The 12358-nt window shown below is 63.8% G+C and carries 9 protein-coding genes and 1 riboswitch; of the genes, 7 read left to right on the top strand and 2 right to left on the bottom strand.

Annotated features, from left to right (window positions below; translation table 11 throughout):
• The first annotated feature begins 86 nt into the window (after positions 1 to 86).
• A riboswitch (SAM riboswitch) is annotated at positions 87 to 165 on the top strand.
• A 61-nt stretch (positions 166 to 226) separates the two neighbouring features.
• On the top strand, positions 227 to 1417 hold the full coding sequence (metZ, locus tag K3725_RS11695) for an O-succinylhomoserine sulfhydrylase (RefSeq protein ID WP_260015506.1): 1191 nt from the start codon (positions 227 to 229) through the stop codon (positions 1415 to 1417).
• 105 nt (positions 1418 to 1522) lie between these two features.
• On the opposite strand, the gene K3725_RS11690 is transcribed toward metZ, so the two are convergent.
• Both K3725_RS11690 and K3725_RS11685 read right to left on the bottom strand, forming a co-directional pair.
• Complete coding sequence (locus K3725_RS11690) at positions 1523 to 2773, bottom strand: Xaa-Pro peptidase family protein (RefSeq protein WP_260015505.1); 1251 nt, start codon at positions 2771 to 2773, stop codon at positions 1523 to 1525.
• Positions 2770 to 3558, bottom strand: a complete 789-nt coding sequence (locus K3725_RS11685; protein WP_260015504.1) for a 2OG-Fe(II) oxygenase — start codon at positions 3556 to 3558, stop codon at positions 2770 to 2772. Before K3725_RS11685 ends, K3725_RS11690 begins: the two co-directional genes overlap by 4 nt.
• A gap of 107 nt (positions 3559 to 3665) precedes the next feature.
• Here K3725_RS11685 and K3725_RS11680 point away from each other — a divergent pair, with 107 nt between their 5' ends.
• The 6 genes from K3725_RS11680 to ptsP all read left to right on the top strand — a co-directional run bounded on the left by K3725_RS11680 (position 3666) and on the right by ptsP (position 12321).
• A complete protein-coding gene (locus K3725_RS11680; protein WP_260015503.1) occupies positions 3666 to 4520 on the top strand; it encodes a LysR family transcriptional regulator in 855 nt (284 codons plus the stop codon).
• A gap of 112 nt (positions 4521 to 4632) precedes the next feature.
• Positions 4633 to 5736 carry a GTP cyclohydrolase FolE2 gene (gene folE2 / locus K3725_RS11675; protein ID WP_260015502.1) on the top strand — a complete coding sequence of 368 codons (1104 nt, stop codon included), beginning with the start codon at positions 4633 to 4635 and terminating at the stop codon, positions 5734 to 5736.
• Between the two features lie 304 nt (positions 5737 to 6040).
• Positions 6041 to 6844, top strand: a complete 804-nt coding sequence (locus K3725_RS11670) for a hypothetical protein (RefSeq protein ID WP_260015501.1) — start codon at positions 6041 to 6043, stop codon at positions 6842 to 6844.
• A gap of 47 nt (positions 6845 to 6891) precedes the next feature.
• The gene (locus tag K3725_RS11665) at positions 6892 to 8340 is read left to right on the top strand and encodes a TrkH family potassium uptake protein (protein ID WP_260015500.1); all 1449 of its coding nucleotides are present in this window, start codon (positions 6892 to 6894) and stop codon (positions 8338 to 8340) included.
• A 229-nt stretch (positions 8341 to 8569) separates the two neighbouring features.
• A complete protein-coding gene (locus K3725_RS11660; RefSeq protein WP_260015499.1) occupies positions 8570 to 9808 on the top strand; it encodes an aspartate kinase in 1239 nt (412 codons plus the stop codon).
• Between the two features lie 272 nt (positions 9809 to 10080).
• On the top strand, positions 10081 to 12321 hold the full coding sequence (gene ptsP, locus K3725_RS11655) for a phosphoenolpyruvate--protein phosphotransferase (RefSeq protein ID WP_260015498.1): 2241 nt from the start codon (positions 10081 to 10083) through the stop codon (positions 12319 to 12321).
• Positions 12322 to 12358 lie beyond the last annotated feature (37 nt).

Here is a 12358-nt window from a genome sequence, read left to right as displayed (position 1 = left end):
GAAGCAAGGGGCGGAGTGCCTCACATCGCTGTGATTGCCGGACATGCTGCCGCTTGACCGAATCCCGCAAGATGCGTAAAGCCCAAGCATCACATCGTGGCGATTTGTTACCGGATTGCGGGCCACGTTAAACAATCCCGCTAAAGAGGTCAGGACGTGAAGGACCCCCTTTCGCTTGGCCGATTGGGGGTTTTTTGTGCGCTTAGGGCGCGAGGAGACAGAAGAGATGAGCGACAACTGGAACAAGCGCACCACGCTGGTGCATGGCGGTACCCGCCGCAGCCAGTACAACGAGGTGAGCGAGGCGATCTTCCTGACACAAGGGTTCGTCTATGAGACCGCCGAGCAGGCCGAGGCACGCTTCATCGAAACCGGCCCGGACGAGTTCATCTATGCCCGTTACGGCAACCCGACCGTCGACATGTTCGAAAAGCGCATCGCGGCGCTGGAAGGGGCCGAGGACGCCTTTTCCACCGCCTCCGGCATGGCGGCAGTCAACGGCGCACTGACCTCGCTGGTGAAGGCGGGCGACCATATCGTTTCGGCCAAGGCGCTGTTCGGCTCCTGCAACTATATCCTGGCCGATGTGCTGGGCCGCTTCGGGGTTGAGGTCACCTTCATCGACGGCACTGATCTGGACGCCTGGAAGGCCGCCGTGCGTCCGGACACCAGGGCGGTGTTCTTTGAGAGCATGTCGAACCCGACGCTGGAGGTGATTGACATCGCTGGCGTTGCGGAGATTGCGCATTCTGTTGGCGCCACGGTGGTGGTGGACAACGTGTTCTCGACCCCGGTGTTCTCCAACGCCATCGCGCAGGGCGCCGATGTGGTGATCTATTCCGCGACCAAGCATATCGACGGCCAGGGCCGGGCGCTGGGCGGGGTGGTGCTGGGCACCAAGGACTATATCCGCGGCACGCTGGAACCCTATATGAAGCACACCGGCGGATCGCTCAGCCCGTTCAATGCCTGGGTGATGCTGAAGGGGCTGGAAACCATTTCGCTGCGGGTGAACGCCCAGGCGGAGACTGCGCTGAAAATCGCTGAGGCCCTGAACGGCCACCCGGCGCTGGAACGCACCATTTATCCGGGGCTGAAGGACCACGCGCAGAACGCGCTGGTGCAGACCCAGCTGGGCGGCAAAGGCGGCACCGTCTTGTCGCTGGACCTGAAGGGCGGCAAGGCGGCCGCGTTCAAGTTCCTGAACGCGATGACCATCCCGGTGATCTCCAACAACCTGGGCGACGCCAAGTCCATCGCCACCCATCCGGCGACCACGACCCACCAGCGGCTGACCGACGAGCTGAAAGACGAACTGGGCATCACCCCGGGTCTTGTGCGCTTTTCGGTGGGCCTTGAGGATGCCGATGACCTGATCGCCGACCTGAAGGCAGCGCTGGAGGCCTCGCAGGGCTGATACCAAAGACCCGGCGGGATTTCATCTTTCCTGAAATACTCTCGGGGGTGAATTGAGCCGGAGGCTCAAGAGGGGGCAGACAGCCCCCTCTCTTTTTTAACCGGGTCACATTTCCCAGGGAAAACTGTCGAGCCGCACTGGTCCGTCTGCGGTGACCAGCACCTGGGTTTCCAGCTTGACCGACTCGGAGCCTTTCTCGCCGATCAGGCTTTCGATGCAGATCACCATATTCTCCTCGAACTCACCGCCGTGGGCGCCCTCAAAATCCACATGCAGCGGCACCACCGGCCATTCATCGGCCATGCCCACGCCATGCGCAGCCAAAGAATAGCGGTAGGGCTGGTAAGGTTCCGGGATCTGCCAGCTTTTGACGTTGAACTCCGCGAAACTCAATCCGGGCTGCAACAGCGCCATGTTGTGTTCGATCTGCGCCCGCGCCGCCGCGTACAGACGCTTTTGCGTATCATTCATCGGCACATAGCCGCAGGTCCAGCTGCGCGAGAGGTCAGCGCAATAGCCGTAGGGGCCGATCATGTCGGTGTCGAAGGAGATCATTTCGCCTTCGCGGCACTCGCGGGCGGAGCATTCCTTGTACCAGGGGCTGGTGTTGGGTCCGCATGTGAGCAGCTTGGTTTCCAGCCATTCGCCGCCGGAGCGGGCATTCTCGAAATGCAGATGCGCCCAGAGCTCCTGCTCGGTCACGCCGGGCACCGAGTGTTCGTAGATCCGGGCCATACCGGCCTCGCAAACGCGGATGGTCCAGCGCATCAGTTCGATTTCATCCGCCGATTTGATGGCGCGGGCGGTCTCGGTGACTTGGCCGCCGTCGATGATCTGCAGGCCGTGTTCTGACAGGGCGTGCACGCCCTCGGGCTCCATCCTGTCGACGCCCAGCCGCAGGTTGCCGCCGCCGTATTGCGTGACCAGCTTGGCGATCTCCGCCGCCCAGGGCGTCAGCCGGTCCGCGGCCTGGTCGCCGGCGCACATGAACATCCAGCCGATGGCATGCCTGACCTCGTCAATGCCGGGCAGCCCGTCGTTCAGATGCTCGCAGCCCTTGAATTCGAACATGATGCCCGGCCCGCCATTCAGGATCAGCGCGAAGCGGATCGGGTTGTGGGCGGTCCAGATCGACATGTTGGAACAGTCAAACGCATAGCGGATGTTGACCGGGTCATAGAGCAGCAGGCCCGCCACGTCCTGGCACGCCATTTCATCGCGCAGCCGCTGCAGGCGGTAGGCGCGGGCGCGGTCCAGAATGTCTTGACCCAGCGGTGATTTCAGCGGCTTATCGGCACCCTCCGCATTCAGGAAGGTGCGTTTGCGCTCGTCCTTGAAAACGGCCAGTTCGGTCATGAGGCGCGGCCGTAGAAGCCGATGTTTTCCGCGTCCGTGAACCGCACGCCCGGGTTTTCGTAGAAGGTGAAGACGGCGATCACCCGCGTCTTGTCCCCCTTGACGGTGCCGACCCGGTGCGGCGAGTTCTTGCCGCGGAAAATGTTGAGGGTGCCGGGATCAAGGGTGATTGTGCGCATGTTGGGGTCTTGGCCCGCCAGCAGCCGCTCGACGCCTTCGTAGTTCGGGTCGTCATCCGTGCGCAGTTCGGGGCTGTAGATGAACTCGCCGCCTTCTTCGGGGGCTTGCAGCAGCATGGTGGTGGTGAACTCGGAGCGGTCGAAATGCCAGTTCAGCGCCTGGCTTGCGCCGTAGGACATGATGTTCAGCCGCGCCAGCGGGTCGTCCATGGTGTAGAGCGCGGGCTTGTCCATGGTGGCAGCGAGGAACTCTGCAAAGGGCGGCCAATCATACAGGCGTAGCACCGGTGAGTCTGGGAACTGGTCGGCGCAGAGGGTGAAGTTCGAGGTCTCAACCTTTTGCAGCGCGGGGTGGTCCGGCGCCAGGCCGTCGACCGCGTCCTTGAAATAGATGTTGTGCCAGCGCTTGTGGTGGAAGCTTTCGGTCTCGAACTTGCCCTTCAGTGCATCGGCAGCGCCCTGGGCCGCCTCTGGTTTCATCAGACCTTCGAGGCTGAACATGCCGTCGGCAGCCAGCTCTGCGCGGCAGCGGTCCACCAGCGCCTGCCATTCCGGGGTGCCGGGGCGGTCGAGCGGGTAACGGTCGAGATCGAGGATGTCGCGCATGGGGTGTTCCTTGGGGCTTCGTGTTTTCCCAAGCCTGCGCGCTGTGCGGGGATCTGACCACTATAAAATATCTTGGCGAGCATAAGGTTTTCTTGCACTGTGCCGCCATGAAGCTGCCGCCGCTCAATGCCCTGCGCGCCTTTGAATGCGCTGCCCGGACCGGGAGCTTTTCGGCTGCCGGGGCGGAACTGGGGGTCAGTTCCGCGGCGGTGTCGATGCAGGTGAAGAACCTGGAGGAGTGGCTGGGGCTGAAACTGTTCACCCGCCGCGCCAACCAGGTGCGGCTGACCGATGCCGGGCGGGATTATTATCAGAAGGCGGCGATGTCGCTGGCGGAGATTGCCAGTTTCACAGAGGCGCTGACCGAGGGCGGCACCCGGCGGCCGCTGGTGATCTCCGCCACGCCCGCATTGGCGCAGCTGTGGCTGCCGGAGCGGCTGAAGGCATTTGCGGAGGTGCGGCCGGATGTGCCTGTGCGGCTCAGGATCGAGGATGACCGGATCGATTTGGAGGCCGAGGGCATTGATGCGCGGCTGACCTATGGCGGCGAACACCCCGAGCACCGGACGCAGCCCCTGTTCACGGACCGGCTGGTGCCGGTTGGCCTGGATCCGCGAATGGAGATCCGCACGGCGCCGCTGGTGGAGGTCAGCTGGGGCGAGACCATTTCCTCCGTTCCGGGCTGGCGGCAGTATTTTGTGCAGCACGCAATTGAGCGGGCGGAATTGGCCTCGGCAGTCATCGGGCAGTCGGTGCCTTCGGTGGTGGCTCTGGTGCAGGCGGGGCTGGGGATTGCGCTGCTGCCGGAACAGGTAATAGGCGGCGAAATCCGCGCGGGCAGGCTGCACCGCCTGAACGGGCCGGTGCAGGAAATGCCGCGCCCCTATGTGCTGGTGACCGCGCATTACAAGTCGCGCTCACGGCGCTTGCGGACCCTTGCGGAGGTGCTGGGGGTCCGATAAGGCGCCGGTTCTGCCGCAAATGGCGGATCCGTTTTGAAAATTGCCGCGTAACAGTATATGAGGGTGGCCTGCCGCACCCTATATGGGGCCCGTATCACTGGGGGAAACGCCGATGAACATTCACAACCGCGACGCTGCCGAGGCGCCGGACCGCGAGGCAGCTGCTGCCGCGCTGGATGTGCTGCGGGCCTGGGCCGGCACCGTGACCGATACCGAGATTGCCGAACTGGACCCGGCGGTGGCGCGGCTGCTGCCGGGCCGCGAGGTTGGCAATTATCCTGAACTGTCGCGTCAGTACCCTGAGGAGTTCAAATCCGACGAAGCCTACCGCGCGACACTGCCTGACCTGCAGAACGGGCCGACCAGCCTGATCCGCGGCGCCAAGGAGCAGATCCAGCATGTGGGGATTTCGAACTTCCGCCTGCCGATCCGCTTCCACACCCGTGATGATGGCGATCTGACGCTGGAGACCAGCGTGACCGGCACTGTCAGCCTGGATGCGGGCAAGAAGGGCATCAACATGTCCCGGATCATGCGCACGTTTTACAAGCACGCGGAGCGCACTTTCAGCTTTGAAGTGATGGCAAGCGCGCTGGATGATTACCTGAGCGACCTGGACAGCCCGGATGCGCGCATCCAGATGCGGTTCTCCTTCCCGGCGCGGGTCAGCAGCCTGCGTTCCGGTCTCAGCGGCTACCAGTATTACGATTTTGCGCTGGAACTGGTGGACCATGACGGGGTGCGTGAGAAGATCATGCATCTGGACTATGTCTATTCCTCGACCTGCCCGTGCTCGCTGGAGCTGTCGGAGCACGCCCGCCAGGCGCGGGGGCAATTGGCGACGCCGCATTCGCAGCGCTCCGTCGCGCGGATTTCGGTGCAGTCGGTGCCCGGCAGCGACTGCCTGTGGTTTGAGGATCTGATCGAGCTGTGCCGCAGGGCGGTGCCGACCGAAACCCAGGTGATGGTCAAGCGCGAGGACGAACAGGCCTTTGCCGAGCTGAACGCTGCCAATCCGATCTTTGTCGAGGATGCGGCGCGGCTGTTCTGTGAGGCGCTGCAGGGCGACGCGCGGATTGGTGATTTCCGGGTGGTGGCGAGCCATCAGGAAAGCCTGCACAGCCATGATGCGGTCAGCGTGCTGACGCAAGGCGACCTGTTCAAGGCGATGAGCCTGGACCCGAAACTGTTCGCAACCCTTATCCATCAGGGCTAAAGCGGGCCGGACTGCCTGATTTTCAGGCGGGTTTCCGCCGGGTCAGCCGGTTGGTCTTCCGGCAATTTCTGCATTGCCGCATTTTTTACGCCGCAACGCAGCGCTTCATGCTAGCGTCAATGCGAATCCCCCCGGCCGTCCTGCCGGGGGTGAGGGGAGCTTGCGCGCAGGTGTCTGCAATTGACGGCCCGTTTTCCGCTGCATCAGGCCCGGGACACCCCCGGCGGCCGCTCCCGTATTTCTTTGCCCGGGAACTGCAGCGCGGTACCGGAGCAAGTGCAGTGCAGGACTTTAGGAGTAACAAATGACGAGCTTTCACAATATCCCCGGCCTGACGGTCAAGACGCATGAATGGGCAGGCTATGCAGCCGGGCTGCAGCTGAAGCTGTGGCGCCAGGCGGCAGAGGCCGCGCTGCAGGCGCCGCTGGCGCAGATGCAGCTGGCGCAGTCGATGCTGGAGGCCCAGCGGCGGCTGCTGCAGGCGGGTGTTCCGGTTGTGGCAGGGGATGCCGCTGCTGCAGCTGAGGACGCGCCGGAAGCAGAGCCCGCAGCAGCGGTGGAAGCCGATGAGCCGGCAGCAGCCAAGTCCAAAAAGCCCGCCCCGCGCAAGGCTGCGGGCCGCAAACCCGCGGCGCGCAAGACAACTGCGCGCAAGGCACCGGTGCGCAAAAGGGCTGCTCCGAAGCCGGCTGAAGCAGCTGCGGAGCCCAATCCGGAGGCTGTCAAGCCGGTGGCCGCAAAGCCAGAGGCATCGCAACAAGCAGCGGCCGGGGCCGAAGCGGTCAAGGAAACAGTGAAACCTGCGCCTGCGGCTGAACCGGTCAGCTCAACCGGAAAATCGGTCGGGGGGAAGGCGGAGGCGAAGCCTGCGGAGTTCCGCAGTGTCTCCGCCCGCCGCGGCGAAGGTGCGCAGGAAGGTTCAAAAGGTGCCGGCGGTGGAACGGCAGCACCCGCGGCCAAGCCGGCAGCGGCCCAAGCACCCGTGGCCCCGGCAGGTTCCCAAGTGCAAAAGCCGCAAGGTGAGCCGTCGAAGCGCCCGCGCAAGCCGTCCACCCCGCCGCAGATGCCGCAGCGCAACGCAGCGGCCACCAGCGGCAGCGGCGACTGACGCCGCCCACTTGACACTGGCTGCGCGGGGGGCCAACGCTGCGCCGCATGTTGGATCTCCGCCCGGTTGGGTATGTCATCGGCCTGCTGGTCGTCATTCTGGGAGCCATGATGGTGTTCCCGCTGCTGGTCGATCTATATGATGGCCGGGGCGAGTGGCCCGTGTTCCTGGAGAGCGCCGTGTTCACCGTTTTGGTGGGCGGGCTCTTGTCGCTCAGCTGTGCCAACGGGGTGAAGGAGGGGCTGAGCATCCGCCAGACCTTCCTTCTGACCACGCTGGTCTGGGTGGCGCTGCCGCTGTTCGGCGCCGTGCCCCTGATGCTGGGGGCAACCGAGCTGCGGTTTGTCGACGCGTTTTTCGAGGCGATGTCGGGGCTGACCACAACCGGCTCAACCGTCATTTCCGGTCTGGATGATCTGCCGCGCGGGCTGCTGCTCTGGCGCGGCATTCTGCAATGGCTGGGCGGCATCGGCATCATTGTTGTGGCAATGGTGTTCCTGCCTGAGCTGCGGGTCGGGGGGATGCAGATCTTCCGCTCCGAAGCCTTTGACACTATGGGGAAAATCCTGCCGCGCGCGCAGGCGATCGCCAAGCAGATCTCTTTGATTTACGTGACGCTGACGCTGATGTGCATGATCGTCTACCTGATGCTGGGCCTGGAGGGGTTCGATGCGCTGGTGCATGCGCTGACCACCATGTCCACCGGCGGGTTTTCAAACTACGACGCTTCCTTCGGCACTTTCTCGGGGCCTGCCGAATATGCAGCCTCTGTTTTCATGATCATCGCGGCGCTGCCGTTTGTGCGTTATGTGCAGCTGATCAACGGCCATGCGGAGCCGCTGTTCCGCGACAGCCAGATCCGGGTGTTCCTGATCCTCATCCTGCTGCTGGTCGTCGTCACCAGCAGCGTGCTGGTCTATGTGTTCCCGCACCACCCCGAACAGGCGTTCCGCGAGGCGCTGTTCAATATCACTTCGATCATCTCCGGCACCGGATATGCCAGTGTGGACTACATGGGCTGGGGCAGCTTCCTGATCATGGTGTTCTTCTTCATCGGGCTGATCGGGGGCTGCGCGGGCTCCACGGCCTGTTCAGTGAAGATCTTCCGGTATCAGCTGCTGTTCTCGGCGATCCGGGTGCAGATCCAGCGGATCCGGTCACCGCATGGAATCTTTGTTCCGCGGTTCGAGGGGCGGGCGGTCAGTGCTGATGTTCTCAGCTCGGTGATTTCCTTCTTCATGTTCTTCGTGGTGACCATCGGCATCGTCGCCTGGATGCTGGCGCTGACAGGGCTGGATTTCGTGACCTCGGTCTCAGGCGCGGCGACGGCGGTGGCCAATATCGGGCCGGGGCTGGGGGACATCATCGGGCCTGCGGGCAATTTCTCATCCCTCAACGATCCCGCGAAGTGGATTCTGAGCGTCGCAATGCTGATCGGCCGTCTGGAGCTGATGGCGGTGTATGCGATCCTGACGGTTCGGTTCTGGCGCGCCTGAGCGCGCGGCAGGCGGCACCTTTGCAGGGGGACGGGCAGGTTGCCCGCGCTGCGGGTGCGGAATTGGCAGATGTTGCGCAAGCGGCGCTCTGTGGCGCTTTGCCGCGCCGAAATCTCTGGCAGCTCCGCAGCTTCCTTGCCGGGAAGGCCCGCGCGCCCTTGCCCTTGGGGGGCGGCTCGCATATGAGGCACGGGACCGAAACCCGCAAGCGCAGGGAGACCCGTTCCATATGCCCGTACTTGTGATGAAATTCGGCGGCACGTCTGTCGCCAACCTGGACCGCATCCGCCGCGCCGCCAAACGCGTCGGCGTTGAAGTGGCCAAGGGCTATGACGTGATCGTCATCGTCTCTGCCATGTCCGGCAAGACCAATGAACTGGTGGGCTGGGTCGATGAGACCTCGCCGCTGTATGACGCGCGCGAATATGATGCCGTTGTATCCTCTGGCGAGAACGTGACCGCGGGCCTGATGGCCCTGACGCTGCAGGAGATGGATATCCCGGCGCGCAGCTGGCAGGGCTGGCAGGTGCCGCTAAAGACCAGCTCAGCGCACAGCCAGGCGCGGATCGAGGAGATCCCGCCGGAAAACATCAACGCCAAGTTTGCCGAGGGCATGAAGGTGGCGGTTGTTGCCGGTTTCCAGGGCATCAGCCCCGAGGGCCGCATCACCACCCTGGGCCGCGGCGGGTCCGACACCACCGCGGTGGCCTTTGCCGCCGCGTTTGATGCGGAACGCTGCGATATCTACACCGATGTGGACGGCGTCTATACCACCGACCCGCGGATCTGCGGCAAGGCACGCAAGCTGGACAAGATTGCGTTTGAGGAAATGCTGGAGCTGGCCTCGCTGGGGGCCAAGGTGCTGCAAACACGCTCCGTTGAACTGGCAATGCGCTACAATGTGAAGCTGCGCGTGCTGTCGAGCTTTGAGGAACAGTCCGACGAGGCCGGAACCCTGGTCTGCGACGAGGAGGAAATCATGGAATCCAATGTTGTAAACGGCGTTGCCTACTCCCGCGATGAGGCCAAGCTGACCGTGCAGTCGGTGGCCGACCGCCCCGGGATCGCGGCGACGATCTTTACCACGCTGTCCGAGGCGGGTGTGAATGTCGACATGATCGTGCAGGACGTCTCTGAGGATGGCCGCACCGACATGACCTTCTCCTGCCCGACCGATCAGGTGGCGCGCGCCGAAAAGGCGCTGCTGGCGATCAAGGAGCAGGGCGAGCTGAACTATGCCGAGCTGCTGGCCGACAAGGATGTGGCCAAGGTGTCGGTGGTCGGCATCGGCATGCGCTCGCAGTCCGGCGTGGCGGCCAAGATGTTCAAGGTGCTGTCGGATGAGGGCATCAACATCAAGGTGATCACCACCTCCGAGATCAAGATCTCGGTGCTGATCGACCGCAAGTACATGGAGCTGGCCGTGCAGGCGCTGCATGACGCGTTCGAGCTGGAAAAAGCAAGCTAAACGCTTCTTTTAAAAGCAGTATCACGAAACACGCAAGGGCGCCGTTCAGGCGCCTTTGTCATGTCCGGCCCATGGAGGGCGGTGTTCTGCCCATCACCCGGGCGGGATGCATTGATTGCGGGCAATGCTGCAAAAACACTTGGACTTTTTCCGCCGGGGTGGGACAAGTGGGTGGAGGAGAGAGCGCTGGCGTACTACTCTGGGCGGTGTCCGTTTCCAGAGAGCAATCGGGGCGGCAGCGTGCGGGGAAGAAACCTCGGGAGAGGGTGAGAATGGCCGATACCACGGAATCCGAAAGCCGAAAGCTTCTGGTTCGTTTGCGCGAGGCGATGGCGGGCGATGATGCCGGCCAGGCGCGGCTCGACAAGATCACCCATCTGATCGCCGACAGCATGGGGACCGAGGTGTGCTCGGTCTATCTGTTCCGAGACGACGAGACGCTGGAGCTGTGCGCCACCGAAGGCCTGAACACCGAATCGGTGCACCAGACCCGGATGCGGATCGGCGAGGGCCTGGTGGGGCGCGTTGCCAAATACGGCAAGGTGGTGAACACGCCGGATGCGCCCAATGCCAAAGGTTTCCGCTATATGCCGGAAACCGGGGAGGAGCGGTTCTCCTCCTTCCTGGGCGTGCCGGTGCAGCGGCTGGGCGAGATGCTGGGCGTGCTGGTGGTGCAGTCCAGGGAGGCGCGCGAGTTCTCGGCGGATGCGGTTTATGCGCTGGAAGTGGTGGCGATGGTGATCGCCGAGATGACCGAACTGGGTGCCTTTGTCGGCGAGGGCGCGGCACTGTCGCCGCTGCACCAGCAGGCGGTTCTGGTTCACGGGGTTTCGGCACAAGAAGGCGCTGCAGAGGGCCATGTCTGGCTGCATGAGCCGCGGGTGATCGTGACCAACCCCATTGCCGATGATCCGCACAAGGAGCTGGAGCGGCTGAACGAGGCCGTGGAAGAACTGCGGGTTGGCGTCGACAAGATGCTGGAAGTGTCGCGCAACGGCGACAAGGAGCAGCTGCAAGTCCTTGAGGCCTATAGGATGTTTGCCAACTCCAAGGGCTGGATGCGGCGGATGGAAGAAGACATTGCCCGGGGCCTCAGTGCTGAGGCGGCGGTGGAGAAGGAGCAGTCCCAGGCCCGCGCCCGGATGAGCCAGGTGCAGGACGCTTACTTGCGCGAACGGCTGAGCGACCTGGACGACCTGTCGAACCGGCTGCTGCGGATCTTGACCGGGCAGGGCGCCAACACCGGAGCGGAGCTGCCGGAGAACCCGATCCTGATTGCCCGCAACATCGGTCCCGGCGACCTGCTGGAATACGGACGTTCCTTGCGCGGGATCGTGCTGGAGGAGGGCTCTGTCGGCTCGCACGCGGCGATTGTGGCGCGGGCGCTGGCGATTCCCCTGGTGGTCAATGCCAAGCGGGTCACCACCGAGGCGCTGAACGGTGACCACATCATGGTGGATGGCGACCAGGGGGTCGTGCATCTGCGCCCGGACGAGACCGTGGTTGGCGCTTTCCGTGACAAGATCGCAATGCAGGCCAAGGCGCAGGAGCGCTATGCCTCGATCCGCGACAAGCCCGCTGTCACCACGGACGGGCAGCGCATCAACATGGTGATGAACGCAGGCCTGATGGCGGATCTGCCGTCGCTGGATGGTTCCGGCGCCGAGGGCGTGGGGCTGTTCCGCACGGAGCTGCAATTCCTGGTGCGCAACCAGATGCCCAAGCGCTCGGAACTGGTGGCGCTCTACAAGCGGGTGCTGGATGCCGCCCATGGCAAGCCGGTGGTGTTCCGCACGCTGGATATCGGTTCTGACAAGGTTCTGCCCTACATGAAGCCCACGGATGAGCCGAATCCGGCGCTGGGCTGGCGGGCGATCCGGGTGGGGCTCGACAAGCCGGGCGTGATGCGGATGCAGCTTCAGGCGCTGCTGCGCTCTGCCGAGGGGCGGCCGCTGTCGATCATGTTCCCCTTTGTCGCCCAGTTCGAGGAATACCGCGCCGCCAAGGCCGAGGTAGACAAGACCATCGAGCGTGAGCGCATCCTGGGCCATGTGCTGCCTGCCGATTTGAAGATCGGCGCGATGCTGGAGACGCCGTCGCTGGCCTATGCGCCGCAGAAGTTCTTTGACGAGGTGGCGTTCATTTCGATCGGCGGCAATGACCTCAAGCAGTTCTTCTTTGCCGCCGACCGCGAGAATGAGCGGGTGCGGCGGCGCTATGATACCCTGAACGTCAGCTTTCTGAGCTTCATCGAGCGGATCGTGGAGCGTTGCGCGATCTCCGGCACGCCCCTGAGCTTCTGCGGCGAGGATGCGGGCCGCCCGGTCGAGGCCGTCTGTCTGGCCGCCATGGGCATCCGAACGCTGTCAATGCGGCCGGCCTCCATCGGTCCGGTCAAATCGCTGCTGCTGCGGGTGGATCTGGGCGAGCTGCGCAAGATCATCTCTGACGCCCGCCACCGCGGCGATCAGGCGGTGCGCCCGGCGGTGATGGAATACCTGCGGGGGTTGTGACCCGCACCGGCCCGCAATGGGGATTGCGTGAAAGGGC

It is taken from the genome of Leisingera sp. S132 (genome assembly GCF_025144465.1).
Lineage (GTDB): Bacteria > Pseudomonadota > Alphaproteobacteria > Rhodobacterales > Rhodobacteraceae > Leisingera.
The sequence above is the reverse complement of the archived record's forward strand: the minus strand, read 5'-3'. Positions and strand labels throughout refer to the sequence as shown.

Bases quoted from the DNA above. Each gene is read 5' to 3' on its own strand.
- K3725_RS11670 (WP_260015501.1), top strand. From the start codon at position 6,041: ATGACGAGCTTTCACAATATCCCCGGCCTGACGGTCAAGACGCATGAA.
- K3725_RS11680 (WP_260015503.1), top strand. From the start codon at position 3,666: ATGAAGCTGCCGCCGCTCAATGCCCTGCGCGCCTTTGAATGCGCTGCC.
- folE2 (WP_260015502.1), top strand. From the start codon at position 4,633: ATGAACATTCACAACCGCGACGCTGCCGAGGCGCCGGACCGCGAGGCA.
- ptsP (WP_260015498.1), top strand. From the start codon at position 10,081: ATGGCCGATACCACGGAATCCGAAAGCCGAAAGCTTCTGGTTCGTTTG.
- metZ (WP_260015506.1), top strand. From the start codon at position 227: ATGAGCGACAACTGGAACAAGCGCACCACGCTGGTGCATGGCGGTACC.
- K3725_RS11665 (WP_260015500.1), top strand. From the start codon at position 6,892: ATGTTGGATCTCCGCCCGGTTGGGTATGTCATCGGCCTGCTGGTCGTC.
- K3725_RS11690 (WP_260015505.1), bottom strand. From the start codon at position 2,773: ATGACCGAACTGGCCGTTTTCAAGGACGAGCGCAAACGCACCTTCCTG.
- K3725_RS11660 (WP_260015499.1), top strand. From the start codon at position 8,570: ATGCCCGTACTTGTGATGAAATTCGGCGGCACGTCTGTCGCCAACCTG.
- K3725_RS11685 (WP_260015504.1), bottom strand. From the start codon at position 3,558: ATGCGCGACATCCTCGATCTCGACCGTTACCCGCTCGACCGCCCCGGC.